Genomic DNA, 22,115 nt, shown 5'->3' on the forward strand with positions numbered 1-22,115 from the left:
CGTCGCGGAACGCCTCGATGCGGGTGACGACCTGACGCCGCCCGATCGTGTTCTCGATCCGGTCGAGGTAGAGGCAGCGGGCGGCGAGCCGGGGCGGGCCGGTGCCCCGAGACCGCCCGGTCGAGGCGCGGCCCGGGGCCGAGGGCCGCTCGCTCAGACCGGGCGGCCGAAGGTGACCGTCTCCCGGACGAGCCGTGGCGCCTTCTCCGCCAGTTGCGCGTCCGGCCGCGCGCCGAGCGCGTCGTTCACTGTGGAGAAGGCCAGCCGGAACGCGATCAGCGTGGTCGCCTCGAAGATCTCCCGGTCGCTCAGGCCGGCCTCGCACAGGCGTCGCGTGTCAGTCTCGGTGGTGGCGTTCGGGTCCGTCACGACCCGGCGGGACCAGTCCGCGAGTGCCGTCTCCCGCTCCGACAGGTCCGCCTCGTCGCCGCGCAGCACCGCGGCGGCTGTCTCCTCGTCGCTCATCCCGGCCAGCCGCGCGCCCCAGGCCAGCGAGCAGTACGAGTCGCCCCGCGCGGCGGCCGTGGCGGCGACCAGCACCGCCACCTCACGCGAGGACAGCGTGGACTCGGACAGCAGCTCGGTGCGGGTGTTCTGGAACGACATCAGCACGTCGGGTCGCCAGCACCAGACGCGGGTGAGGTTGTTGACGTAGCCGTCGGAGGCGAGGTCGTCCTCGTAGGCGGCTTTCGCCGCCGGGCTCTGCGGCGGTTCGGGAAGGAAGGCGGCATTCATGCGGGCAGTCTGCGCCACCCGGGCGCCCCCCACAGGCTGATCAACGACAGTACGATCCGCGAATGATCCGGGCGGTCTTCTTCGACGTGGGCGGGACGATCCTCGACGAGACGCGCGAGTTCGCGACCTGGGCGGACTGGCTCGGCGTGCCCCGGCACACGTTCTCCGCGGTCTTCGGCGCGGTGATCGCCCGCGGGCTGGACTACCAGGAGGTGTTCCGGGCGTTCCGGCCGGACTTCGACCTCACCGCCGAACTCGCGCGCCGGGTCGCGGCCGGCGACCCGGAGTCGTTCGGCGCCGACGACCTCTACCCGGACGCGCGGGCGTGCCTGGCCGCCCTGCGGGAGCAGGGATTGCGCGTCGGCCTGGCCGGCAACCAGCCGGAGCACGCCGAGGCGACGCTGCGGGCGCTGGACCTGGCGGTGGACGTGATCGGCACGTCGGCGGCCTGGGGCGTGGCGAAACCGGCGCCGGAGTTCTTCGACCGGGTCGTCCGCGAGGGCGGCGGCGACGCGTCGGCGATCCTGTACGTCGGCGACCGGCCGGACAACGACGCCGCCCCGGCGATGGCCGCCGGCATGACCGCGTGCCTGATCCGGCGCGGACCGTGGGGCCACATCCTCGACATGCCGGACGTCGCCGAACGGTGCCTGTTCCGCATCGACTCGCTGGACGAGCTGCCGGCTCTGGTCGCGCGGCACAACGCGGCGGGCGGCTAGGCCGGTCGCGGACGTCGTGACCGCACCGGCCGGAGCCGGGCGTTGTGCCGGGCCGCCCGGTCGCCCTAGCCTCGTCGTCGAAGGCATCGACGGCGATCGGGGGACGCCATCAGCGACGACGACACCGGGCGCGGCGGCCTACGACGGTTCGCCGCGAACGTGATGACGAACGTCCTCGCGAACCTCATCGCGGCGGCGATCGTCTACGTGCTCGCCGCGGCCGCCGGGCTGCTCCCCCGCGACCCGGCGCTGATCCTCGCGGCGCTGCTCCTCGTCAGCGTCGCCGCTGCCATGGTTCTGCTCGTCCTCGTCACCACGAACGCCTTCGCCGACAAGGCGGACATCCTCGGCGGGTGGATGGCGATCGCCCTCGGTGCGCCGATCCTGACCTCGGCCGTGACGTACGCGTTCCGTGAGCGCGATCCGGCGGCGGGGATCGCGGGCGGGCTGATCGGCGCGGGGCTCGCCGGCGCAGGCGTGGCGATGCTGGTGGCCGGACGGCGGATTCGGCGGGCGGCCGACCCGTCGCCCGACGGCGGCCGGCGGGCGGCTGAGCCGCGCGCCCGGCCTTAGCGTCGTACCCCTGGCATAGCCTTCCGGCCATGGCGAGCGACGAGCTGGACGAGCTGATCGTGCCCGACGCGGACGCGCTGCGCGCGTGGCTGTCCGCCAACCACGACACGTCGCCCGGTGTCTGGCTCGCGCTGGGCCGTAAGGGCGGCACGATCACCACGCTGACCTGGCAGCAGGCGGTCGACGAGGCGCTGTGCTTCGGCTGGATCGACGGGCAGGGCCGCAAGCGCGACCACGAGAGCTCCTGGATCCGGTACACCCCGCGCCGGGCGCGCAGCTCCTGGTCGCAACGCAACGTCGCGCACGTGGCCCGGCTGGAGTCGGAGGGTCGGATGACGCCGGCGGGCCGGGCCGCGGTGGAGGCCGCGAAGGCGGACGGCCGGTGGGCGGCGGCCTACGCACCGCCGTCGGAGGCCGAGGTGCCCGCCGACCTGCTCGCCGCCGTCGCGGCCGAGCCCGCTGCCCAGGCCATGTTCGACGTTCTCACCAGTGCCAACAGGTTCACGCTCATCCACCGGCTCAACGCGGTCAAGCGCGCGGAGACCCGGGAGCGGAAGATCCGCGAGTTCGTCGCCATGCTGGCCCGCCACGAGACGATCCACCCGCAGAAGGCGAAGCCCTCGACCACGCCGTGACGTCGCGGGCGCCCCGCCACGTCTCACGAGTTGTCGAGGACGAACGCGCGCATGAGCGCGGCGCACTCGGCCGCGTGCGTCTCCAGCAGCAGGTGGCCGCCGTCGTAGATGTGCGCGTCCATCCGGTCGAGCGCGCGGTGGTACGCGAGCACCTCGTCCACGTCGAAGTACGCGTCGTGCCGGCCCCACAGCACGAGCGCCGGTGGCTGGTGGGCGCTGTGGTACCCGGCGATCTCGCCGAACCGGGCGACGTGGGCGGCGTAGTCGGTGAACAGCGCGAACTGCGCCTCGACGTTGCCGGGCCGGGTCATCCGTTGCCAGTCCAGGTGCCACGCCTCGGGCGCCTGCAACGGGCGTACCTGCTCGGGCAGCCCGGCGAGGTACTGGTCCCGGGTGCCGTCGAAGGTCAGCCAGTCCGGCAGCGCGGCGCGCGTGGCCTCGCCCGGGTCGGCCCAGTACGCCCGCGCGGTGTCCCACTGCGCGCCGAGCCCGTCGGCGTGCGCGTTGCCGCTCTGCACGATCAGGCCACGGATCCGTCCCGGTGCTCGGGTGGCCAGGTGGTATCCGACCGGCGCGCCGAAGTCGTGCAGGTAGACGAAGAAGCGGTCCACGCCGAGCCGGCCGAGGAGGCGCTCGACCGTCCACGACAGGTTCTCGAACGTGTAGTCGTACTCGGCGACTGTGGGCGACGACGACATGCCGAAGCCGGGCAGGTCGGGCGCGAGCACGTACGCGACCTCGGCGAGTGTGGGCATGACCTCGCGGAACGTGTGCGACGAGCTGGGAAAACCGTGCAGCAGCAGCACCGCCGGGTCGCCGGGGCGGCCGGCCTCGCGGAAGAACACCTCCAGACCGTCGACGTCGGCGTGCCGGTGGCGGATCTTCTGACTGGCGTGCATCACCTCATCCTGGCCGCCCGGCCGCGCCCGTACTGCCGATTCGCCGCGGCCCGGGACCATGACCGGCGGCTGAACAGGGGGTGAGCCGGGCGTACGCTCGAACGAGCCGACGGTGGGAGGTCGCCCGCGACGCCCGTCCAGTAGGAGGCCGGCTGGCCCGCGAGTTCGGCGTCGGACAGGTGCGGCGTCGTCATGGTGGTCTACCTCCGGCAGTGGTCGGGTGCCCACGACGCCAGGACCTCAACCACACGGCAGATCAAGGCGCGAGGGGCATCGCGTTCCGGCCGGTCCCGGCATGATGAGCCGATGCGGGTAGCGATGGCGACCGACGCGGGGCATCCGGGCCGGGCCAATGAGGACTTCGCCGGCGCCGTACCGTGCGGCATGGTCCTGGTCGACGGCGCGGGCGGCATCGCCGGCGCGGACGAGGTCTGCCACCACGGCATCGCCTGGTACGCGACCCGGCTCGGCGGCGCGCTGCTCGGTGCGCTGTCCCAGGATCGGAGCCTGCGCGACGTGCTGGCCGAGGGCATCGAGCACGTCACCGACGCGCACCGCGACACGTGCGACGTCGCCCATCCGATCAGCCCGTTCGCGGCGGTGGCGATGCTCCGGTTCTCCGGTGGGACCGTCGAGCACCTGGTCCTCGGCGACGCGGTCGCGCTGATCCGCCGGGCCTCTGGTGAGCCCGTCGCCGCCCATGATCCGCGTGAGGTGGTGATCGCGCGGTCCTTCGAGGAGCGGCTGAAGGACGTGCCCGAGGGCGGCGACGAGTACCGGCGGCTGCTGATGGAGCTGCGGGCCCGGCGGAACAGTCCGGGCGGGTTCTGGGTCGCCAAGGACGACCCGCGGGTGGCCGGCGAGGCCGTCACCGGCGAGTGCCCGGCCGACGACGTGCGCGCGACGGCTCTGCTCAGCAACGGCGCGAGCCGCCTCGTGGACACCTTCGGCCTGACCGGCTGGCCGGGGCTGCTGCGCCTGCTGGAGACCGACGGCCCCGCCGAGGTCGTCCGCCGGGTGCGCGAGGCCGAGGCACGCGAGGGCGTCGCCACCGACGACGCCACGATCGTCTGCCGGTACTGACCGGCGCGGCAACCCGCGTGCGCGGGTCCGCAGTCCTCGTGTTGACTGCGGCGATGGACCGTCAACGCCTGAGCAGCATCGCGCACTCGCACCACCCGATCGCGGCCCCGATCTCCGGTCTCAACCTCAACCGGCTGCTGCGCCGGGCGGGCCGGCGGCCGGCGGCCCGGATCCTCGATCTCGGCTGCGGCGAGGGCGCCTGGGCGTTGCAGGCCCTCGCGCACTACCCGGACGGGCACGCCGACGGCGTGGACCTCAGCCCGTACGCGCTCGAACGCGCCGCCGAGGCCGCCGCCGAGCGCGGCCTCGCCGACCGGCTCACGCTGCACGAGCGCGACGCCCGGTCGTACGTGCCGGACGGCGACTACGACCTGGTGCTCTGCGTCGGGTCGACGCACGCGTTCGGCGGCTTCGGTGGAGCGCTGGAGCTGGCCGGCCGGCACGTGAACCCCGACGGCATCCTGATGGTGGGTGAGGGATTCTGGCAGGTGCCGCCGACGCCGGACGCGCTGGCGGCGCTGGGCGCGAAACCGGACGACCACGCCGACCTCGCCGGTCTGGTCGACGCCGCCGGGCAGGCGGGCTGGGCCCCGGTGTACGCGCACGTCAGCGACACCGCCGAGTGGGACGACTACGAGTGGTCGTGGACCGGTTCGCTCACCGAGTGGGCGCTGGACAACCCCGGTCACCCGGACGCCGCCGGGGCGCTGACGGCCGCCCGCGAGCACCGTGACCAGTGGCTGCGCGGGTACCGGAACATGCTGGGCTTCGTGACGTTCGTGCTGCGGCGGATCTGAGAGCCGGAAGCCCCGGTACCGTGGACCCGCACGTCGTCGCGGGGCAGCGCTCCCGCCGTCCAGAACACGAGTCCGGTGGGTGGTCCTCGGTGCCGATGCAGATCCGTTTCGCCGTACCGGCCGATCCCGCCTATCCGGCCCGCGTGGCCGCCGCGCTGGCCGCCGCCCGGCTGCGCCGGTTCGGCTACATCGGCGCGGCCCTGGCCGCGATCGGGGTGATCGGGTGGGTCGCCTCGCAGGCGTCGGAGCGGGGTGGCCGCTTCGCGTCGCTGTGGACCGCGTTGATCGTGGCCGGCGTGCTGTCGATGCTGTACGCGCCGTGGGTGCGGTGGCGGGCCCGGCGCCGCTCCGGCGGCTACGCGGTCGAGGGCGGCTACGACATCGACGACCGCAACATCATGATGCGCAGCGGTTCGGAGTCCGGCGGCATCGCCTGGGACGGCGTCACGCGCGTCACCGAGACCCCTGACTTCTGGATCGTGTACGTCGGGCGGATGCCGGCCACGGTGATCCCCCGCTGGCTGATGTCCGCCGAGGACGCCGGGACGTTGCGCGCCTTCATGGCCGAGCGGCAACTCCTCGGCGACCGTTGACTATGTATTGATCGGCTGTATATGTTGCCTCGGTGAGTGAGATGCGCGAGGCGACCTTCCTGATCCTGACCGCGCTGGCCGACGAGCCGCGCCACGGCTACGGGATCATCCAGGAGGTCGCCGGCCTGTCCGGCGGTCGCGTCAACCTGCTGCCGGGCACGCTCTACGCCGCCCTGGACCGGCTGGTGGCGCAGGGCCTCGTTGAACTCAGCCACGAAGAGGTGGTCGACGGCCGGCTGCGCCGCTACTACCGGCTGCGCGCCGACGGCCGGGCCGAACTGGCACGCCAGACCGAGCGGCTGCGGCAGCTCGCGTCCGCCGCCGAGACCCGGCTGCGCGCTCTGCGCCCTCGCCCCGCCTGACCCCCGCCGTCGCGGCACCGTAGGGAGAAACCCATGCACCGCTGGCTGCTGCTGGCCTACCCCCGTGACTATCGCCGCGCGCGCGGGGCCGAGATCCTGGAGACGGTACGGGACGTCGGTTCGGCCCACCGGCGTGGCCGGGTCGCGGCGAATCTCGTACGTCATGGTCTGCGTGCCCGGCTGGGACGGCCGGCGAGCCGTACCGTGGTGGCCTGGGCTGCGGTCTTCGCGGTGGTCTGCGGTTTGTTCGCCGCGTCGTTCGGCACCTGGCTCGCGTGGCTCGGCTCCCGCCCGCTCGACCACCGGGACCTCGCCGCCGTGGTCGGGCAGCTCTACCCGGACCGGCAGGTCAGCCACCTCGACCAGGACGACCCGCCCGCCGTGTTCCTCATCTACGGCCACCCGCTCGGCGAGGACCTCCTGTCCGAGCTGCTCCTCGGCGACGGCGGCGAGTACGCGCTGGCCGAGCTGACCGCGTCGTTCGACCAGGCACCGGCCGGAGGCCTCACCGACCTGCGGCAGCGCCTGGACGCCGCCGGGTGGGAGCGGAGCGCGCCCGTCCACACCGACGCGTACGGCTGCATTCCCGGCAGTCCGCAGTGCGACCCGGCGTCCATCCCCTCCGACATCACCGTGTACGCCGATCGCGGCGACCACATCCTCGCGGTGCAGATCAACGCCGAGGGCTCGATGAGCCTCGCCCTCAGCCGCGCCACCCCCGCCGCCGCCTACCCCGCCGGTCTGCTCGCCTTCGCGCTGGGCACGCTGGGCGGCTGGGTGCTGTTCGGCTGGGCCAGCCGCCGCACCGAGGGACGGCACCCGCTGGTGCAGGGCCCGGCGAAGGTCCTGTACGGCGCCGCGATGGTGTTCTGGGCCGCACCGATCCTGCTGAGCGCGCCGCTGATGCTCACGCACCACCTGAGCGAGCCGCATCCCCGCTGGCACGTGCCGTGGGAGTGGCTCGGCCAGCCCACCCTGTCGCTGCCGTTCCTGCTCGGTGCGGTCCTGCTGCTCCTCGCGCTGGGCCTGGCGGCGCTGCCGCACCGGCGCCCGGCGGGCCGTACGCTCGCCGGGGCACCGGACCCGGGGCCGGCGGTCTAGCGGCGTGCCGGGTCAGCTCGCCGGGCAGCGCGTGCCCGGGGCGGGCACCGTCAGGTCGACGAGGTACCGGTCCACCACGGCGGTCGTGCAGTCGTTGCGCTGGTAGGTGCCGTGGCCCCAGCCCTCGTAGGTGACCAGGCGTCCGTGCCGGCCGAGTTGCCGAGCGACGTTCACCGCCCAGGCGTAGCCGGTACGGGGATCGTGCCGGGCGTTGAGCAGCAACAGCGGCGTGCGGGTGTGCACGTTCAGCTCGTGCGGCGGATTACGGACCGGGGACGGCCGGCCCAGGCAGGTCTGCACGGCCAGCAGACCGGCGCCGTACCGGACGTCCGGGGCGGCGGCCCTGGCTTCCCGGACCAGGCCGGCGTACTCGGCGTAGTCGCGTACCTCGGCGGGCCAGTCCGCGCAGAACGCCGCGACCGAGATCGAGAGATTCACCTCCGCTGGCGGCGTACCGGCGTCCATGTCCCGCACGATCGCGGCGAGTTGCGGCCAGCGCGGGCCGGCGAGCATGCCGAGCGCCACGGCGGTGACGTCGAAGGCGGTACGGGGGGCATATTCCCCACGGTCCGCGCGGGCCAGCACCCGCGCCCACACCGATCGCACGTCCCGTTCGTGGAGCACACAGTCCGCCGACCTGTCGCACCAGGACACGAACTCGTCGAACGCGTCCTGCAACGCGGCGGCCTGCGTCCGCACGAAGGACCGCACGTCGAGGCTGTGGTCGAACACGCCCTCCAGCACGACGGCCCGCACGTGGCCGGGGTACCGCTCGGCGTACTGCTGGCCCAGCAGGGTGCCGTACGAGCTGCCGTGGAAGGACAGCCGCCGCTCCCCCAGCGCACGCCGTAGCGCGTCGAGGTCACGGACGGTGCTGAGCGTGTCGGCGTGGTCGAACACCGGGCTGGTCGGGCGGCACCGGCTCCACAGCGCCCGGTTGTAGGCCACGGCGGCGTCGAAGTCGGCCTGGCCGGCCAGCGGGACGGGCGGCCTGCGCAACGCCGGATCCGGCGTGCAGACGGGCGCGGCGGTGCGGGCCACGGTACGCGGGTCGAAGCTGACCAGGTCGAACCGGTCCAGCAACTCGCCGCTGAACCGGTCGCCCCTGCGGATGCGTTCCACCCCCGAGTCGCCGGGGCCGCCCGGCCCGAACACCAGCGTGCCCACCCGCTGCTCCGGCAGGCGCGCGGACCGGCGTGCCACGGCGAGGTCGAACGCCGGGCCGTTCGGCCGGGCCCAGTCCACCGGCAGCCGGAGCCGGGCGCACCGCACGCGCGGATCCGGCGGGACGTCCGGCAGGTCGTCGGCGCACTCGGTCCAGACGAGCCGCTGCGACGGAAGACCGGCGCGCGCCGCGCCGGGCAGTCCCGCCAGGACGGTGAGCGCGGCCAGAGCGACGGCCATGGTACGTCGGAACACGGCACCTCCCGGTGTCTGGATGCTCATCGATTCTTCAGCGGCACTCCACCCGAGTCCCATACGGAAACGCCCCGATATACCCGTCGGGCCTTTCCCCGAGGCCGCCCCGAGTGCCGCATCGACGGAGGTGAATCCGCATCTGCCGGCCGGGCGCTCGCCGGGGGGCATCGGGCCGGGTGCAGGCGGTCTAGCATCGGGCGATGACCTCGTCCTTGGACCGCCTGCCGAAGATCGGCGCACCGGCCACGCGGGCGCTGACCGCCGCCGGCTACACCACGTTGCGCCAGCTCGCCGGAGTGCCGCGCGCGGAGCTGGCCCGCTTGCACGGCATGGGACCGAAGGCGCTGGGCGTCATCGAGGCCGCCCTCGACGAGCACGACCTGCGGCTGAGCTGACGCCCGGCAGCACGGCCAGGAACGGGGTGATCCCTGTGCCGCTCGGGCGGCTCCACCATCTGATCGTCGACTGCCCGGATCCGATGGCCGAGGCGCGGTTCTGGAGCGCGGTCCTCGGCGACCCGATCACGTACGCGGACGACGACTTCACCGTGGTGTCGGCGAGTACGGCGGCGTCCGGGCTGGCGTTCCAGCGCGCCCCCGGGCTGACGCCGTCGACGTGGCCGGATCCGGCCGTGCCGCAGCAGATGCACCTCGACGTGATGGTCGACGACCAGGACGCGGCGGGCGAGGCGGTGCTCGCCCTGGGCGCGCGGCGGTTGCCGGGCGACCACGTGTACGCCGACCCGGCGGGCCACCCGTTCTGCCTGATCCGGCGCCCCACCTGGGCGTCGCCGGTGGGCGGGTCCGCGTGACGCACCGAGATCGGGCGTCGAGGCTCCGCGCGCTTCAGGCACCCCGGCGGCCCCTGGCACAGCTGGACCGCGAGCTGGCAGGGCAAGGACCTACGGCTGTTGCGAGGACTCCTGGTAGGAGATGAACTCCAGCAGGCTTCCGTCCGGGTCGCGGAAGTAGACGCTGGTCCCGGCGCCACCGGCGCCGACCCGCCGGACCGGTCCCGTCTCCACCTCGACGTCGTGCCGCCGCAGGTGCGCCACCGCCTCCTCGATCGGCCCCGCCCAGACGAAGCAGATGTCGCTGTTGCCCGGGCGGACCGGGACTCGGGCGACGTTGCCGCCGAGGTCGAGACCCGGCCCGTGCACGCTCAACTGGTGGGGGCCGATCCGGAAGGCGACGCGGTCGCCGCCGACGCCGATCACCTCGGCGCCGACGACGTCGCGATAGAAGTCGGTGGCGGCCCGCCAGTCGGACACGGCGATGACGACGTGGTCCAGTCCGGTCACGGGCGTCATGCGTCCACCCTATGAGCTCGGCGGCGTCCGCAGGTGCCGGCCGAAGAACCGGTTCGCGGACTCCCCCTCGAACCGCGGTACGCCCGTGTGCCCGCCCATGTTGGCGTGCAGCGTCTTCTCCGCCGAGCCGAAGGCGTCGAACAGGTCCAGCGCCATCTGCCGGTCGTTGCCCTCGTCGTCCCACTGCAACAGGACGTGCAGCGGGACGGTGACCCGCCGCGCCTCGGCGAACATCGCTCGCGGCACGAAGCTCCCGGCGAACAGGACCGCGGCCACGATGCGCGGTTCGACCACCGCCAGCCGTACGCCGATCGAGATCACCCCGCCGGAGTAGCCGACCGGACCGCCGATCTCCGGCAGTGCGAGGAGGGCGTCCAGCACGGCCCGCCACTCCGGGACCGCCTTCTCCACCAGCGGCAGGACGAGCCGGTCGACGATGTCGTCGGTGACCGGCTCGCCTGCCGCCAGTGCCCGCCGCAGGTCGGCGCGGGCCTGCTCGGCTGCGGCGGACGCGGGCCGGTCCCCGCCGCCGGGCAGTTCGAGGGTGGCCGCCGCGAAACCCTGCGCCGTGCAGTCGCGGGCCCGGGCCACCAGCCGGGGGTACATCCGGCGCAGTCCGCCCGGGTGGCCGAGCAGGATCAGCGGGGCCGACGTGGGCGCGGATGCGGGCGTCCACAGGATGCCCGGGATCTCGCCGAGGGTGAACTCACGTTCGCGGACGCCGTCGGCGAGGCGCTGGTCGGAGACGAATCGCATGGTCGTGCCTTTCGGGAGTGCGACGGCGCTCCCGGACGACCTGTCGCCCGGCCGTGACCCCCGAGGGGAGCACCCATGTCGATACTGCGGTCACGGGTACCACCTCCCTCGTTCTCCGGCACGGCCATCGGCAAGCTAGCAGCGCTCGCCGGGACCGCCAACCGGTTTTCGCCGCACCCGGCCATCCGACGCGCACCGAGGGGAAGCAACTCGTTCTCGAGTTCACGCAAGCGGGCCGGGCGTCGTTCCCGGTGCGGTTCGACGACTGCCGCGACCTGGCTAACGATCATGGAGGGCCTGGCTGCCGTCCGGTGCCACGCCCACCCCGTCATCGCGTCGACTTCGGACCTGTCACCGGCCCGCCGCGCGGAGCATCGCCTCCGTCTCGGGGTCGGGCATGATCTCCCGGACCTCCTGGGCGCAGCGGCACGAGACGGCGATCTTGGCAGCCCACTTCAGCGCCTCGTCGCGTGAGGCCACGTCGAGGACCACGAAACCGCCGATGACCTCCTTGGTCTCCGGGAACGGCCCGTCGGTGACCGACCCGTCCGTACCGACGATGCTCGCCTGCTGGCGTTCGAGCCCGGTGCCGTACACGAACACGCCCGCGTTCACGGCCTCCTGGATGACCGCGTGCGCGTCCTTGCCCACCTCGGGGATCTCCTCGACGGGGATGTGGTCCATCGCGCCGTCGTTGAACGAGATCAGGTACCGCGGCATGCCATGACTCCCTTGTCCGGGCGGCCCGGTCAGGCCGCCTCTCACCCGTACTACGAACGAGCCGCCCGGTATCCGACGTCATGGACCCAGTGGGTCCAGTCGCTCTGCGACCGGCGCGGGGTGTCGGGTGAGGAGGGCGGTTCGCTGATCACCGAGAGGCGGAAACCCGCGCCGGTGAACGCCTTCGTCATCGCGTGCAACGGCCGGTGCCAGTAGGTGAGCGTGGCCCGCTGCCCGTCGAAGTGACGAAACCGCCGTAGTGGTCCGGCCTCATCGCACGTCCTCCTCAGGGATGGGCACGGCGGTGCCGGTCACCGCGATCCCGGCACCGGGTCCGGCGGGGATGGCGACGGTGAGCAGGCTCGGACGCCCCATGTCCTCGCCCTGCCGCACGGTCACGGTCGCGGGCGGCTGCACCAGGCCAAGCTCGCGCAGGTAGCCGCCGAACGCGGCGGCCGCCGCCCCGGTCGCGGCGTCCTCGACCACACCGCCGGGCGGGAACGGGTTGCGCGCGTGGAACACCAGCGGGGACTCCCGGTGCACCAGGTCGATCGTCGTCCAGTCACGGTCGGCCATCAGCGCGCTCAACGCCGCCATGTCGTAGTCCAGGTCCGCCAGGCGCTGCCGGGTCGCGGCGGCCACGATCGGATGCCAGGCCCCGGCGTACGCGACACGCGGCGGAAGCGTCGCGTCGAGATCGTCCGGCGACCAGCGCAGTGCGGCGAGCAGCACCGCGAGGTCCTCAGCGCTCATGGGCTCGGTGCGCGGCGCGACGCTGGTCAGCGTGGCGGTGGTGGTGCCGTCGGCCTGCACGCTCGTGGCGACCTCGACCAGTCCGGCGCGGGTGTCCAGGTGCAGCACGCCGGGGCCGTGCCGCTCGGCGTACGCGACCGCCGACGCGATCGTCGCGTGGCCGCAGAACGGCACCTCCGCCTTCGGGCTGAAGTAGCGCACAGTGAACCGGCCGTCCCCGCCCGCGGGCACGAGGAACGCCGTCTCGGAATAGCCGACCTGCGCCGCCACATGCTGCATCTCGGCGTCGCCCGCACCGGTGGCGTCCAGGACGACACCGGCCGGGTTGCCACCGGCGGGGTCGACGGTGAACGCCGCGTATCGGAGAACGTCCATGATCATGAGCCTAGCGCCGGCCGTCCGGCTCGTGTGCCCCGTGACCGGCTCACGGCGACACGGGGCCCCGGAGCGATCGATGCGGAACTAGTCTCCGGTCATGAGCGGCTTCGAGATCACTGCGATCGGCACGGTCCGCAACGACCGGACGGACATCCAGCACAGCGACAACTGGGGTGCCGTCCGCAGCACGATCGTCGTCGACGAGCGCTTCGGCGAGGCATGTCTCCAGGGCTTGGAGGAGTTCTCCCACGTGGAGGTCCTGTTCGTCTTCGACCGGTTCCCGGACGACGGCGACCACCGCGAGCCCCGCCCCTACCGGGGCCGGGCCGACCTGCCGCCGATGGGCGTGTTCGCCGGCCGTGGCCCTCGCCGGCCGAACCGGATCGGCGTGACGTGCTGCCGGATCGAGTCCGTCGACGGTCGCGAACTGACGGTGGTGGGCCTCGACGCCGTGTCAGGCACGCCCGTCATCGACCTGAAGCCGGTGCTCGAGGAGTTCGTCCCCCCGAACGTCCGGCAGCCGGAATGGGTCAGCAGCATGATGTCCGAGTACTTCCAGCCGTAGCAGGTCTCTGCCTGCCTCCCGGACCACGCTGCCGGGTCTGGTGAAGCACGCGACCCTCGTCGAGAAGGTCTGGTTCGACGAAGCCCGATCGCCGGCGTCACCCGCCGGCGGCCTCGTAGGGGTCACCGGCGAACGAGTCGGGGGCACGCATCCGCCACGCGTCGGTGACCAGCTCCGTCAGACGCTCGACGCCGACGTGCGCCAGCCGCAGCATGACCAGCGGTGACCCGTCGTACGCGGGCGTGGTGAAGAAGAGGTCGGGCTCGCCGAGGAGCAACGCCTGCTTCTCCGCCTCGTCGCCCACGTACAGCACGGCGATGTCGGTGCGAATACGCCGCGGTCTGCCGGGCGTGCGCTCGGGATAGGACCAGACGAACCCCTTGCCCGCGACCCGGAAGTCGAAGCCGTCGCTGTCGATCTCGACCACGTGGGGCAACGACAGCGCCACCCGGCGGACGTCGTCCGCGTCAACCATGACGGTCACCAGGGGACACCGCCTTCCACACCGGCACAGCCTAGCCGCCGCTCCGCCCCGCGGTGGGAGCAGCGCCTGCTCCCGCCCGGCCGCCGTGCAGGCCACCAGCGCCCGGTCACGACCCCGGCCGTTCCCGAAGGTCAGATGGTGAATCCGCCGTCGACGTTCACAGTCGCCCCCGTGACGTAGCGCCCGTCCGGGCCGGCGAGGAACGCCACCGCGGCGGCCACGTCGGCCGGCTGCGCGTAGTGGCCGAGCGCGGTGAACCCGTTGATCGTGTCGGCGTTCGGACCGTCGGCCGGATTCAGCTCGGTGTCCGTGGCACCGGGGTTCACCAGGTTCACGGTGATCGCCCTGCCGCCGAGTTCGCGCCCGAGCGCCTTGGTCAGGCCGATCAGGGCGGTCTTGCTCATCGCGTACAGCGAGAAGCCCGGGAAGACCGTCCGCTCGGCCGTGTTGCTGCCGATGTTGACGATCCGTCCACCGGCCGACATGTGGCGCACCGCGGCCTGCGTCGCGACGAACGGCGCCCGGACGTTGACCGCGACGGTCTGTTCGAACTCGTCGAGACTCAACTGCTCCAGCGGCCCAAGCAGGAACGCGCCCGCGTTGTTGACCAGGATGTCCAGCCTGCCCAGCTCACCGACCGCCCGGTCCACCGCCGCGATCACCGCCGCCGGGTCGGCGCTGTCGGCCCGCACGGCGATCGCCCGCCGACCCGCGGCCCTGATCCGGTCCACCACGTCGTCGGCGCGTCGCTGATTCTGCTGGAACGTCAGCGCCACGTCGGCGCCGTCCTCGGCCAGGCGCAGGGCCACCGCCGCGCCGATGCCACGGCCACCGCCGGTGACGAGAGCTACCTTGCCGTCGAGTGCGTTGTTCATGCGGGAAAGCCTGGTCGACGACGGGCCGGCTGTCCGGCGGGGATCGGACGCCGCGTTCGCGACGCCGCACGGACGTCACGAGCGGCCTGGCTGAAATCCACCTTCTCTTCCCGGACCTCTGTCTCCCGCTGCTTCCCGGAAGGGCGCGGATGGCAAGCTGCCATGATGCTGGTGGAGCCGAGCGGTGACTACTCCTGGCTTTTCGACCTGGTCGCGAGCGACCCGGGCACGCGGCACCAGGCGCTGGCCCGTCACCAGGCAGCCCTCGCCGCGGCGAGCGACGCGCTGGACGAGTGGAACGGCCTGTGGTCGGCGCACTACCGGTCGAGGTCCAGTCAGGCTCGGCTCCAGGCGGCGATGGACGAGGCGCACGCCCGCCTTCGCCGGCATCAAGGGCAGACGATCGATGCTCCTCTCGGCGCCTTCCGGGACTCCCCTGACGACGACCTCGACAGACGCGCCCGGTGGGCGCCGTACGCCGTCCTGTACCTGCAGTGGGAGACGGACCATCCCGACGAGTGGGGAGCGCGGGAGTCGTCGATGTGGTCCCGCTGGGGGACGAAGGAGGTGCTCCTGCACCGATTCCGTCGCGCCGGCGTCCCGGAGGGCGTCGAGCCACAGCTCGCCGCGTTGACCCTCGCGGCGCTGAGGCGCCCGTACCGGTGCAAGGACTGGATGTACGCGGGCCTGGTCCGTCATTTCTCCGACCCGCTGTTCTTCCACGAGGTGGAGACGCTGACGTACGCCGACGATCCACTGGTTCGGCTGCGGGCGCAGTTCGTCCTCCACGTGGCCGAGCACCCGGAGCGGAATGTCACCCGGGTGAGCTGGCGACGTTGGCTCGACGCGAACCAGCTGACCGCCTGATCCCCCCTCACGCCGGGGCGCGAGGGGGGGTGAGTCACCCGGCCCGGGCTCCTCCGTCCTCAGTTCATGGCGATGTAGAGCCGCTGACCGGCGGGCCGGTAGCCCACGCGCTCGTAGACCCGCCACGACTCCGCACCGCCGGCCTCCAGCCAGGCGACCTCCGTACCGGCGCTGAACAGCCGCCGGGTCACCTCGGCGGTGATCGCAGACGCCAGTCCCCGGCGGCGGTACGGCGCGCGAACGGCGATGCCTGCCACCTCGCTGACCGCGCCGACCGGTGCGGCCGCACCGCCGCCGCCCGCGCAGCCACCGCCCTCGGTGACTGCCGCGACGACCACGCCCCCGGCGTCCTGCTGGCGCCGCAGGCGAGCCACGTCGGCCTCGGAGGCGACCGGATCGCCGCCGAAGGCCTCGTTCTGCACCCTGATCAGCGCGGCGCGCCGGGAGTCGGTACCCGGTTCGCACAGGCTCAACTGGTCCGGCACGGGTGGCGACGCCAGCGTGCCCGGCACGCAGACCAGGTAGGTGTGCCGGGCTTCCACGGTGAAGCCGGCGGCGGTCAGCAGCGCCTCCAGATCGGGGGCACAACTGGTGACGTACTCCAGACGGGGTCTGCAGTCCGCGGCGCGGAACGCCGCGACCAGGGCGGTGACGTCGGCCGCGGTCACGGCGGCGCCGGGACGCGGCGTCGCGTAGTTGACGTACGGGCTGGTCGTCGTCGGGTCCAGCCCGATCACGAAAGGCCCCACCTCGACGGGCGCGGGCCGGCGGGACAGGTTGACGACGACGGACTGCTGGATGCGGGCATCCATGCTCAACGGGAAACCTCGATGCATGAGAGAAGCTGCGACGGGCGGAGGAAACGTCGGGCCGCCCCGCCGTGTCGCAGGCACGCGACGGTCGTCGGTCGCGTGGTCGACACTCAGGCGGCCGCTCGGCCTACCCGGATCACAGGCGTCATTCCCTCATGCAGAGTGCCCACGCGGTGCGCGTGGCCGACTGCAACCTTGCCTTCCCGACCTGGACGTGTCAATCGCGTACGGCCGGGCGTCGAGAATCATCTCGCTTGTGGTCCGAGATCGCGGCGAGGTCTTCCGGACGAGACGCCGGCGTCGCAGACCACCGACCTGCGACGGATCATTCTGCACGTCATCGAGGAGACCGCTCGGCACGCCGGTCACCTGGACGCCGTACGCGAGCTGATCGACGGGCGCACCGGGCTGGGACCACGCTGAACCGAGCCCGACGAGTGCGGTATGCAGCACGGGCGTCCGCGCAGACGGCCCGACGGGCTCGCCGAAACGGCTCTATGCTGCCGCGATGCAACCCCGCTTGATCAACCAGGTGCGGCTGCCCGGCATGCGGCATGTCACGGAGGCAACCGGCCTCAGCTGGGCGGTCACTGAGCGGGACAGCGTCACCGTGAACCTGCTCGACCACGACCTGCGTCGCGTGACGCGACTGGCGGCGCCTCTCGACGACCCGCCGATGACGGTCAGTGCCACCCGTCGACTCGTCGCGGCGGGCGACGCGCATCAGATCGTCGTGCTCGACCACGACGGCACGGTTCGGTGGCGCAGCAGCTGGGATCGGCTCGGCGGCAGCGCCGGCGCCGGCTTCCACCTCGACGGCGACCACGTCCTCTGGATCCGTCTGGGCGACACCGCGGAACTTGTCGCCGTCCACGGTGTGAGCGGCGCGGAGATCCATCGCACGCCGCTGCCCGGTCCCGAGGCCGCCTGGTTCATGCACTCACCCGAGGGCGTCTGGACCGGCTTGACGCTGCTCGATCCCTACCGGTCACGCGCCATGCTCATCCGGCTCGACGCCGAGCGCATCGTGTCCCGGCCGCTGGCTGGTGGCGGTCTCGCCGGTTTCAGCCCGGCAGGCGGCCGCTACGTGACACAGACGCTCGACGGGTTCCTGTCCGTCCGCGACGTCGCCTCCGACGCCGTCATCACAGAACGACACCTGGAAGACCTGCCGGGCACGCCGCCGAGCCTCCTGAGCTGCCGACACGTGGACCGTGCGGTGTTCCTGAGCGAGGAGCTGATCCTCGCCGCTCTGAACACCGCAGACCTGCCGAACGACGCCGAGGGTCATCTACTGCTGTCGGCGCTCAGCCTCCGGTGCCGCTCCCAGGTGCGCTACCCGCACCACCACGGATCCGGCGCCGTCCACCCCTCGTACCGGCCAGGCCGATGGCTCACCCGTCATCACGAGGACGATCAGCTCCGGCTGTGGCAGCTCGGCGCTCGCCTCGACGACGAGCCGATGCCGGGCCAACTCGCACTGCTCTGACGGCACCGCCCTGCCGACGTACCCGTTCGGCGTCGGACACGCGTCCGCTGCCGCCGGCCAGCAGCGCGTGGTGGGTGGACGCCGGTGTCAGCAGCCGCGGATCAGAGCGGTCAACGGCGCACCCGATAGCGCAGGTGAAGCACCCGGTTGCCCTGAATCACCACGTCGGGATCCTCCAGCAGGTGCTGCGCGTCGACCGACCCGAAGTAGCGTTTACCGGACCCGAGCACCACGGGTACGACGTCCATGCGTACCTCGTCGACCAGGCCCGCGGCGAGCACCTGGCCTCCGACGTCGCCGGCGGCGACCTCGACGATGCGGTCACCGGCGAGTTCCTGCGCCTTGGCCACGGCTGCCTCGACGCCGTCGACGAAGTGGAACGGCGCCTCGGCGTCCCAGCCCTCGGGCGCCGGCCGGTGCGTCACGACGACCACGTGGTCGATCCCGCTCGGCGGCTTCCCGTCCCAGCCGTCGGTCAGGTCGAAGACGTGCCGGCCGACGACCGTCACCCCGATCTGGTCCCAGTACGGCCGGATGTAGTCGTGGGAGGTCTGCGACACCCTCAACGCACCACTGGCGTCCAACGGGACGTCACCGCTGGTCAACCAGTCGAACAGCGGTCCGGGCTGGTCGTTCTCGTCCGCGACGAAGCCGTCCACCGACACCGAGCTGTACATGACGACAGTGCCCACGGGGCTCTCCTCTGCCTTGGGTGCCCCCAAGTTAGCGGGCCGGGAGTCTACGAACACGATTCCAGCCGGACGCTCGCGCGTTCTGCTGACCGCGAAGTGGGCTTCATGAGGTCTCGTCCACCGGCCATGCTGGCTGGATGGATCCGCCCGGACGCCTTACTCCCCAGGCCCTGCTCACGAACCTCTACGCGGCCTTCAACAGGCGTGACATCCCCACTCTGCTGGCCGCCATGGCGCCGGACGTCTCGTGGCCCAACGGCTGGGAGGGAGGCGTCGTTCGCGGCCGGGACCAGGTGGGTGCCTACTGGCGCCGGCAGTGGGACCAGATCGAGCCCGTCGTCACGCCGACCGCGTTCCGCACGGAGGCCGACGGCCGCATCGCCGTCACCGTTCATCAGGTGGTCCACGACAGGGCCGGAGCGAAGCTCGCCGACCACACCGTCACGCACGTCTACCGCCTGGGCGACGGCTTGGTGACAGAGATGGAGACCCGCGAGTGACACCACGTCCTCGGAGGGCATGAGGGGTCGCGACAGCGATGAGTTTCGTTGCGGCCCCCGGTCTGCATACCCGTGCACCCGATCTCCCGACTCCCGGGGAGAGCGTCATGACCGCTACGTACAGGAGGCAAGCGTGAAGCTACTTCTCACATCCGCGGGCGTCCAGAACCCGAGCATCCGTGATGCGCTGGTCGACCTGCTGGGCAAGCCGATCGCCGAATCCAGTGCCCTCTGCATCCCCACGGCGGCGTACCCGATGGGCGGACCGGCCTCGGCCTGGCGCTTCATCACCGGTCAGACGCCGCTGCCCATGAGCGGCCTCGGCTGGAAGTCGCTGGGCGTCCTCGAACTGACAGCGCTGCCCAGCATCGGCCAGGAGCACTGGATCCCCTGGGTCCGCGAGGCCGACGTCCTGCTCGCGCACGGCGGCGACGCGACGTACCTGTGCCACTGGATGCGGCAGTCCGGGCTGGCGGACCTCCTGCCGTCACTGCGGGACACCGTCTGGGTCGGGCTGAGCGCCGGCAGCATGGTGCTCACCCCCCGGATCGGTACGGAATTCGTCGAGTGGCAGTCCGCACCCGACGACCGCACACTCGGGCTCGTCGACTTCTCGATCTTCCCGCACCTGGGCCTCGAACCGGACAACACCATGGCCGCCGCCGAGAAGTGGGTGGCCGAGATCGCCGGTCCGGCGTACGCGATCGACGACCAGACGGCCATCAAGGTGACCGACGGCACCGTCGAGGTCGTCTCCGAGGGGCACTGGAGGCGGTTCCCCTCGTAGCGGTGGCTACCCGAGCAGCGTCGCCGCCACGGCCAGTGTGGCCAGCGACAGCGTCGTGGTCACGACCACCGCCCGGTTGGCCACCGCCTCGCCGACGCCGTACTCCTGGGCAAAGATGAACGTGTTCTGCGCCGTCGGCAGGCCCGCGCACACCACCACGGCGAGCGACTGCGGCGCGGACAGGTGCAGGGCCAGTCCGGCCGCGTACGCGATGACCGGCTGCGCGACCAGCTTCAGCGCGCTGACCGCGGCCAGCTCGGCCGCCCCGGCCGGCTCGGCCGGTTCTGCCCGCGACGGCGCCGTGCGGTGCAGCGACGCGCCGAGCGCGACCAGGGCGGCCGGAACCGCGGCACCGGCCAGCAGCGCCAGCGGCGCGGCGGCCGCCGACGGCAGGCGCAGGCCGGCAGCCGAGCACGCGACACCGAGCAGCGACGCCAGGATCACCGGGTTGCGTACGGGCAGGGAGGCGATGCGGCGCACCCTGATCCGCCCGGCCGGGTCGCTGTGCCGGTCCAGGGCGACCAGGATCACGGGCGCCACCACCAGCACCTGCAGCAGCACCACCACCGCCAGGAACGACACGTCGCCGAGAACCTGCGTCGCGATCGGGATGCCGAGGTTCGCCGAGTTCACGTACCCGGCGGCCATGCCCCAGATCGGCCGTTCGCCGGGCCCGCGACCGAACAGCCGGCTCGCGCCGGCCCACCCGAACCCGATCACCGCGACGGTGCTCACCGCGAAGGCGAGCAGCGAGCGGCCGGCGAACCCGGACAGCGGCATCCGGGACAGGGCCAGGAACAGGGCGGCCGGCATCGCAAGATGGAACACGAACCGGCCGAGCACCGACGCCGCCGCCTCGCCCAGCAGGCCCCAACGGCAGGCCGCGTAGCCGACCGCGGTGAGGATCCAGATCGGTACGAACGCCGACACCAGGCTCATACGGGCGTCACCGGCGAGCGTCGCGCCAGGTCAGGGACCGGCGGGCGTCCGGAGCGTACGAGCCGAGAAACGCCGGCCAAGATCAGGTGCGCTGATCTGCCGCGGAGCGCGCGGGCGCCTCGGTCACCTCTGCTCCCCCTGTCGAGCAGGTCGCGAGATATCACTCAACCTGGCCCTCCGCACGCGTGATCAGCTCCCGCACCTGCTCCGATGAGAGCCGGCTGGCAACAGCTACCAGCCTGCCGATCTCCTGGCTCGCCGCGTAGGCCCCTTCCTTTGCGGCGGAAACATCCACGACGGGCAATCCGGCGATCACCAAGAGGTCCGCCACCGGCATCTGCAAGGCAGGAGCGATGTCGTGGAGGACGTCGGCTCCTGGCGGGACGGCACCACTGAGAAGCTGCCGGATCGTCGATTCAGCTCGGCCAGAGGCACGGCTGATCGCTCGTGGGGTGAGACGACGGTTCGCCACGAGGCCACGCAGGATCGACGCGGCGTCATGGTTCACCCGGCCAGACTACCGACATGGACACTGCGGTTCGTCGACGCTGCGCGTCCTGGCTCGCCCCGTGCCGCCGGCGCGCCGCCTGCCCCCTGTCGGCATCCCGGAGCCTTGCGGCGGGGAGCGTCCGGTCGCCCTGCCACCTGATCGCGGCCCGCCCAGCGCCTAGGATGGTCCCGGTGACCATCCCCGAACGGCGATCCGCCGACGTCCCGACCGACGAAGACCGGCTCGACGAAGCCCTGCGGTTGCTCTCCGGTGCACCGGTCGCACTCGATGTCGCCGTCAAGCGGCTGGCCCGCGGCAGCGGCGTCTACGCCTGGTGGGCTGCCCCCTCGGTCCTCCCCGACCTCCCCGGACCGCCGAACGACAGCGACCCGTCGCGACGGATGCTCTATCTCGGACGGGCGACCAGCCTGCGGGGCCGGATCCTGCGCAACCATCTGCGGCGTTCGGGCAGCTCGACCCTGCGCCGCACGCTGGCCGGCCTCCTCGTCTCCGAGGGCTACCGCACCACCTGGACCGACCGCGTCGTCCTGGTGCCCGAGGACGAGACGCGGCTGACCGCGTGGATGCACGAGCACCTGCGCCTGACCTGGGCGGAGGACCCAGAGCCGACGATCATCGAGGCCGAACTCGTCAGGCGTCTGCACCCGCCGCTCAACGTCCACGGCGTCGACCCCGAGCACATCCAGGCCGCAGTGGTCGCCGCCAAGAACTCGTACAACACCAGCAGCAGCCCGGCCCAGCCCTAGCGAACGCCGCAGCCCG

The 22,115-nt window shown here is 72.5% G+C and carries 30 protein-coding genes; 17 read left to right on the plus strand and 13 right to left on the minus strand.

Features of this window, described 5'->3' with window-relative positions; genetic code table 11:
* Window positions 1–153: 153 nt before the first annotated feature.
* The gene (locus BFV98_RS06440; protein WP_255368025.1) at window positions 154–735 is read right to left on the minus strand and encodes a carboxymuconolactone decarboxylase family protein; all 582 of its coding nucleotides are present in this window, start codon (window positions 733–735) and stop codon (window positions 154–156) included.
* Window positions 736–797: 62 nt separating this feature from the next.
* On the opposite strand from BFV98_RS06440, the gene BFV98_RS06445 reads away from it, so the two are divergent.
* The 3 genes from BFV98_RS06445 to BFV98_RS06455 all read left to right on the plus strand — a co-directional run bounded on the left by BFV98_RS06445 (window position 798) and on the right by BFV98_RS06455 (window position 2,662).
* Window positions 798–1,454 carry an HAD family hydrolase gene (locus BFV98_RS06445; RefSeq protein WP_030269046.1) on the plus strand — a complete coding sequence of 219 codons (657 nt, stop codon included), beginning with the start codon at window positions 798–800 and terminating at the stop codon, window positions 1,452–1,454.
* A 162-nt stretch (window positions 1,455–1,616) separates the two neighbouring features.
* A complete protein-coding gene (locus BFV98_RS06450; RefSeq protein WP_071095366.1) occupies window positions 1,617–2,027 on the plus strand; it encodes a diguanylate cyclase in 411 nt (136 codons plus the stop codon).
* A gap of 29 nt (window positions 2,028–2,056) precedes the next feature.
* Window positions 2,057–2,662 carry a YdeI family protein gene (locus tag BFV98_RS06455; RefSeq protein WP_013477087.1) on the plus strand — a complete coding sequence of 202 codons (606 nt, stop codon included), beginning with the start codon at window positions 2,057–2,059 and terminating at the stop codon, window positions 2,660–2,662.
* Between the two features lie 23 nt (window positions 2,663–2,685).
* Here BFV98_RS06455 and BFV98_RS06460 read toward each other — a convergent pair whose 3' ends face one another.
* Window positions 2,686–3,561 carry an alpha/beta fold hydrolase gene (locus BFV98_RS06460; protein WP_071095368.1) on the minus strand — a complete coding sequence of 292 codons (876 nt, stop codon included), beginning with the start codon at window positions 3,559–3,561 and terminating at the stop codon, window positions 2,686–2,688.
* Between the two features lie 306 nt (window positions 3,562–3,867).
* Between BFV98_RS06460 and BFV98_RS06465 the strand changes: the two genes are divergently transcribed.
* The 5 genes from BFV98_RS06465 (at window position 3,868) to BFV98_RS06485 (ending at window position 7,497) form a co-directional block, all read left to right on the plus strand.
* The gene (locus BFV98_RS06465) at window positions 3,868–4,644 is read left to right on the plus strand and encodes a hypothetical protein (protein ID WP_255368026.1); all 777 of its coding nucleotides are present in this window, start codon (window positions 3,868–3,870) and stop codon (window positions 4,642–4,644) included.
* A gap of 53 nt (window positions 4,645–4,697) precedes the next feature.
* Entirely contained in the window at window positions 4,698–5,441 is a 744-nt protein-coding gene (locus BFV98_RS06470) for a cyclopropane-fatty-acyl-phospholipid synthase family protein (protein WP_013285908.1), read from the plus strand.
* A gap of 95 nt (window positions 5,442–5,536) precedes the next feature.
* Window positions 5,537–6,034, plus strand: a complete 498-nt coding sequence (locus tag BFV98_RS06475; protein ID WP_030269040.1) for a YcxB family protein — start codon at window positions 5,537–5,539, stop codon at window positions 6,032–6,034.
* A 41-nt stretch (window positions 6,035–6,075) separates the two neighbouring features.
* Window positions 6,076–6,396, plus strand: coding sequence for a PadR family transcriptional regulator (locus BFV98_RS06480; RefSeq protein ID WP_013285906.1), 321 nt, complete (start codon window positions 6,076–6,078; stop codon window positions 6,394–6,396).
* 33 nt (window positions 6,397–6,429) lie between these two features.
* The gene (locus BFV98_RS06485; protein WP_071095371.1) at window positions 6,430–7,497 is read left to right on the plus strand and encodes a hypothetical protein; all 1,068 of its coding nucleotides are present in this window, start codon (window positions 6,430–6,432) and stop codon (window positions 7,495–7,497) included.
* A 12-nt stretch (window positions 7,498–7,509) separates the two neighbouring features.
* On the opposite strand, the gene BFV98_RS06490 is transcribed toward BFV98_RS06485, so the two are convergent.
* Window positions 7,510–8,901 carry an alpha/beta hydrolase gene (locus tag BFV98_RS06490; protein WP_369830074.1) on the minus strand — a complete coding sequence of 464 codons (1,392 nt, stop codon included), beginning with the start codon at window positions 8,899–8,901 and terminating at the stop codon, window positions 7,510–7,512.
* Between the two features lie 215 nt (window positions 8,902–9,116).
* Between BFV98_RS06490 and BFV98_RS06495 the strand changes: the two genes are divergently transcribed.
* Both BFV98_RS06495 and BFV98_RS06500 read left to right on the plus strand, forming a co-directional pair.
* Window positions 9,117–9,311, plus strand: a complete 195-nt coding sequence (locus BFV98_RS06495) for a helix-hairpin-helix domain-containing protein (RefSeq protein ID WP_071095374.1) — start codon at window positions 9,117–9,119, stop codon at window positions 9,309–9,311.
* 26 nt (window positions 9,312–9,337) lie between these two features.
* A complete protein-coding gene (locus BFV98_RS06500) occupies window positions 9,338–9,727 on the plus strand; it encodes a VOC family protein (RefSeq protein WP_013285902.1) in 390 nt (129 codons plus the stop codon).
* 90 nt (window positions 9,728–9,817) lie between these two features.
* Here the strand turns inward: BFV98_RS06500 and BFV98_RS06505 are convergent, their stop codons facing one another.
* The 4 genes from BFV98_RS06505 to BFV98_RS06525 form a co-directional block, all read right to left on the minus strand.
* The gene (locus tag BFV98_RS06505; RefSeq protein WP_047891277.1) at window positions 9,818–10,225 is read right to left on the minus strand and encodes a VOC family protein; all 408 of its coding nucleotides are present in this window, start codon (window positions 10,223–10,225) and stop codon (window positions 9,818–9,820) included.
* Window positions 10,226–10,234: 9 nt separating this feature from the next.
* Window positions 10,235–10,981, minus strand: coding sequence for a dienelactone hydrolase family protein (locus tag BFV98_RS06510; protein ID WP_071095376.1), 747 nt, complete (start codon window positions 10,979–10,981; stop codon window positions 10,235–10,237).
* A gap of 351 nt (window positions 10,982–11,332) precedes the next feature.
* The gene (locus tag BFV98_RS06515; protein ID WP_013477097.1) at window positions 11,333–11,701 is read right to left on the minus strand and encodes a YciI family protein; all 369 of its coding nucleotides are present in this window, start codon (window positions 11,699–11,701) and stop codon (window positions 11,333–11,335) included.
* 270 nt (window positions 11,702–11,971) lie between these two features.
* On the minus strand, window positions 11,972–12,829 hold the full coding sequence (locus BFV98_RS06525) for a PhzF family phenazine biosynthesis protein (protein WP_071098777.1): 858 nt from the start codon (window positions 12,827–12,829) through the stop codon (window positions 11,972–11,974).
* Between the two features lie 100 nt (window positions 12,830–12,929).
* Here BFV98_RS06525 and BFV98_RS06530 point away from each other — a divergent pair, with 100 nt between their 5' ends.
* On the plus strand, window positions 12,930–13,397 hold the full coding sequence (locus BFV98_RS06530; protein WP_071095378.1) for an SAM-dependent methyltransferase: 468 nt from the start codon (window positions 12,930–12,932) through the stop codon (window positions 13,395–13,397).
* A gap of 97 nt (window positions 13,398–13,494) precedes the next feature.
* Here the strand turns inward: BFV98_RS06530 and BFV98_RS06535 are convergent, their stop codons facing one another.
* Together BFV98_RS06535 and BFV98_RS06540 are read right to left on the minus strand one after the other, a co-directional pair.
* Entirely contained in the window at window positions 13,495–13,872 is a 378-nt protein-coding gene (locus BFV98_RS06535; RefSeq protein WP_176921749.1) for an MmcQ/YjbR family DNA-binding protein, read from the minus strand.
* A 140-nt stretch (window positions 13,873–14,012) separates the two neighbouring features.
* The gene (locus tag BFV98_RS06540; protein ID WP_013285894.1) at window positions 14,013–14,756 is read right to left on the minus strand and encodes an SDR family NAD(P)-dependent oxidoreductase; all 744 of its coding nucleotides are present in this window, start codon (window positions 14,754–14,756) and stop codon (window positions 14,013–14,015) included.
* A 165-nt stretch (window positions 14,757–14,921) separates the two neighbouring features.
* On the opposite strand from BFV98_RS06540, the gene BFV98_RS06545 reads away from it, so the two are divergent.
* A complete protein-coding gene (locus BFV98_RS06545; protein ID WP_225319695.1) occupies window positions 14,922–15,623 on the plus strand; it encodes a hypothetical protein in 702 nt (233 codons plus the stop codon).
* A 59-nt stretch (window positions 15,624–15,682) separates the two neighbouring features.
* Here BFV98_RS06545 and BFV98_RS06550 read toward each other — a convergent pair whose 3' ends face one another.
* Window positions 15,683–16,435, minus strand: a complete 753-nt coding sequence (locus BFV98_RS06550; RefSeq protein ID WP_071095384.1) for a GNAT family N-acetyltransferase — start codon at window positions 16,433–16,435, stop codon at window positions 15,683–15,685.
* 18 nt (window positions 16,436–16,453) lie between these two features.
* On the opposite strand from BFV98_RS06550, the gene BFV98_RS32440 reads away from it, so the two are divergent.
* Together BFV98_RS32440 and BFV98_RS06555 are read left to right on the plus strand one after the other, a co-directional pair.
* A complete protein-coding gene (locus BFV98_RS32440) occupies window positions 16,454–16,858 on the plus strand; it encodes a DUF664 domain-containing protein (RefSeq protein ID WP_218128558.1) in 405 nt (134 codons plus the stop codon).
* Window positions 16,859–16,943: 85 nt separating this feature from the next.
* On the plus strand, window positions 16,944–17,924 hold the full coding sequence (locus BFV98_RS06555) for a hypothetical protein (protein ID WP_071095385.1): 981 nt from the start codon (window positions 16,944–16,946) through the stop codon (window positions 17,922–17,924).
* Between the two features lie 110 nt (window positions 17,925–18,034).
* Here BFV98_RS06555 and BFV98_RS06560 read toward each other — a convergent pair whose 3' ends face one another.
* A complete protein-coding gene (locus BFV98_RS06560; RefSeq protein ID WP_047891283.1) occupies window positions 18,035–18,616 on the minus strand; it encodes a dihydrofolate reductase family protein in 582 nt (193 codons plus the stop codon).
* A gap of 137 nt (window positions 18,617–18,753) precedes the next feature.
* On the opposite strand from BFV98_RS06560, the gene BFV98_RS06565 reads away from it, so the two are divergent.
* Both BFV98_RS06565 and BFV98_RS06570 read left to right on the plus strand, forming a co-directional pair.
* Window positions 18,754–19,116 (plus strand): nuclear transport factor 2 family protein, encoded by a 363-nt coding sequence (locus BFV98_RS06565; RefSeq protein ID WP_071095387.1) that lies wholly within the window; start codon window positions 18,754–18,756, stop codon window positions 19,114–19,116.
* Between the two features lie 133 nt (window positions 19,117–19,249).
* Window positions 19,250–19,903: a Type 1 glutamine amidotransferase-like domain-containing protein gene (locus tag BFV98_RS06570; protein ID WP_013285888.1), complete on the plus strand. Its 654-nt coding sequence runs from the start codon at window positions 19,250–19,252 to the stop codon at window positions 19,901–19,903.
* A gap of 6 nt (window positions 19,904–19,909) precedes the next feature.
* On the opposite strand, the gene BFV98_RS06575 is transcribed toward BFV98_RS06570, so the two are convergent.
* Together BFV98_RS06575 and BFV98_RS31385 are read right to left on the minus strand one after the other, a co-directional pair.
* Window positions 19,910–20,842, minus strand: coding sequence for an AEC family transporter (locus BFV98_RS06575; protein ID WP_071095389.1), 933 nt, complete (start codon window positions 20,840–20,842; stop codon window positions 19,910–19,912).
* A gap of 160 nt (window positions 20,843–21,002) precedes the next feature.
* A complete protein-coding gene (locus tag BFV98_RS31385; protein WP_218128559.1) occupies window positions 21,003–21,350 on the minus strand; it encodes a helix-turn-helix domain-containing protein in 348 nt (115 codons plus the stop codon).
* Window positions 21,351–21,514: 164 nt separating this feature from the next.
* Here BFV98_RS31385 and BFV98_RS06580 point away from each other — a divergent pair, with 164 nt between their 5' ends.
* Window positions 21,515–22,099, plus strand: a complete 585-nt coding sequence (locus tag BFV98_RS06580; protein WP_071095391.1) for a GIY-YIG nuclease family protein — start codon at window positions 21,515–21,517, stop codon at window positions 22,097–22,099.
* Window positions 22,100–22,115 lie beyond the last annotated feature (16 nt).

The sequence above is a fragment of the Micromonospora sp. WMMB235 genome (assembly GCF_001855515.1).
GTDB classification, from domain to species: domain Bacteria; phylum Actinomycetota; class Actinomycetes; order Mycobacteriales; family Micromonosporaceae; genus Micromonospora; species Micromonospora aurantiaca.

What these genes read in the sequence shown, in the direction of transcription:
- BFV98_RS06440 (WP_255368025.1), bottom strand. Translation starts at nt 735, where the DNA reads ATGAATGCCGCCTTCCTTCCCGAACCGCCGCAGAGCCCGGCGGCGAAA.
- BFV98_RS06445 (WP_030269046.1), top strand. Translation starts at nt 798, where the DNA reads ATGATCCGGGCGGTCTTCTTCGACGTGGGCGGGACGATCCTCGACGAG.
- BFV98_RS06450 (WP_071095366.1), top strand. Translation starts at nt 1,617, where the DNA reads ATGACGAACGTCCTCGCGAACCTCATCGCGGCGGCGATCGTCTACGTG.
- BFV98_RS06455 (WP_013477087.1), top strand. Translation starts at nt 2,057, where the DNA reads ATGGCGAGCGACGAGCTGGACGAGCTGATCGTGCCCGACGCGGACGCG.
- BFV98_RS06460 (WP_071095368.1), bottom strand. Translation starts at nt 3,561, where the DNA reads ATGCACGCCAGTCAGAAGATCCGCCACCGGCACGCCGACGTCGACGGT.
- BFV98_RS06465 (WP_255368026.1), top strand. Translation starts at nt 3,868, where the DNA reads ATGCGGGTAGCGATGGCGACCGACGCGGGGCATCCGGGCCGGGCCAAT.
- BFV98_RS06470 (WP_013285908.1), top strand. Translation starts at nt 4,698, where the DNA reads ATGGACCGTCAACGCCTGAGCAGCATCGCGCACTCGCACCACCCGATC.
- BFV98_RS06475 (WP_030269040.1), top strand. Translation starts at nt 5,537, where the DNA reads ATGCAGATCCGTTTCGCCGTACCGGCCGATCCCGCCTATCCGGCCCGC.
- BFV98_RS06480 (WP_013285906.1), top strand. Translation starts at nt 6,076, where the DNA reads ATGCGCGAGGCGACCTTCCTGATCCTGACCGCGCTGGCCGACGAGCCG.
- BFV98_RS06485 (WP_071095371.1), top strand. Translation starts at nt 6,430, where the DNA reads ATGCACCGCTGGCTGCTGCTGGCCTACCCCCGTGACTATCGCCGCGCG.
- BFV98_RS06490 (WP_369830074.1), bottom strand. Translation starts at nt 8,901, where the DNA reads ATGGCCGTCGCTCTGGCCGCGCTCACCGTCCTGGCGGGACTGCCCGGC.
- BFV98_RS06495 (WP_071095374.1), top strand. Translation starts at nt 9,117, where the DNA reads ATGACCTCGTCCTTGGACCGCCTGCCGAAGATCGGCGCACCGGCCACG.
- BFV98_RS06505 (WP_047891277.1), bottom strand. Translation starts at nt 10,225, where the DNA reads ATGACGCCCGTGACCGGACTGGACCACGTCGTCATCGCCGTGTCCGAC.
- BFV98_RS06510 (WP_071095376.1), bottom strand. Translation starts at nt 10,981, where the DNA reads ATGCGATTCGTCTCCGACCAGCGCCTCGCCGACGGCGTCCGCGAACGT.
- BFV98_RS06515 (WP_013477097.1), bottom strand. Translation starts at nt 11,701, where the DNA reads ATGCCGCGGTACCTGATCTCGTTCAACGACGGCGCGATGGACCACATC.
- BFV98_RS06525 (WP_071098777.1), bottom strand. Translation starts at nt 12,829, where the DNA reads ATGGACGTTCTCCGATACGCGGCGTTCACCGTCGACCCCGCCGGTGGC.
- BFV98_RS06530 (WP_071095378.1), top strand. Translation starts at nt 12,930, where the DNA reads ATGAGCGGCTTCGAGATCACTGCGATCGGCACGGTCCGCAACGACCGG.
- BFV98_RS06535 (WP_176921749.1), bottom strand. Translation starts at nt 13,872, where the DNA reads ATGGTTGACGCGGACGACGTCCGCCGGGTGGCGCTGTCGTTGCCCCAC.
- BFV98_RS06540 (WP_013285894.1), bottom strand. Translation starts at nt 14,756, where the DNA reads ATGAACAACGCACTCGACGGCAAGGTAGCTCTCGTCACCGGCGGTGGC.
- BFV98_RS06545 (WP_225319695.1), top strand. Translation starts at nt 14,922, where the DNA reads ATGCTGGTGGAGCCGAGCGGTGACTACTCCTGGCTTTTCGACCTGGTC.
- BFV98_RS06550 (WP_071095384.1), bottom strand. Translation starts at nt 16,435, where the DNA reads ATGGATGCCCGCATCCAGCAGTCCGTCGTCGTCAACCTGTCCCGCCGG.
- BFV98_RS32440 (WP_218128558.1), top strand. Translation starts at nt 16,454, where the DNA reads ATGCATGAGAGAAGCTGCGACGGGCGGAGGAAACGTCGGGCCGCCCCG.
- BFV98_RS06555 (WP_071095385.1), top strand. Translation starts at nt 16,944, where the DNA reads ATGCAACCCCGCTTGATCAACCAGGTGCGGCTGCCCGGCATGCGGCAT.
- BFV98_RS06565 (WP_071095387.1), top strand. Translation starts at nt 18,754, where the DNA reads ATGGATCCGCCCGGACGCCTTACTCCCCAGGCCCTGCTCACGAACCTC.
- BFV98_RS06575 (WP_071095389.1), bottom strand. Translation starts at nt 20,842, where the DNA reads ATGAGCCTGGTGTCGGCGTTCGTACCGATCTGGATCCTCACCGCGGTC.
- BFV98_RS06580 (WP_071095391.1), top strand. Translation starts at nt 21,515, where the DNA reads ATGGTCCCGGTGACCATCCCCGAACGGCGATCCGCCGACGTCCCGACC.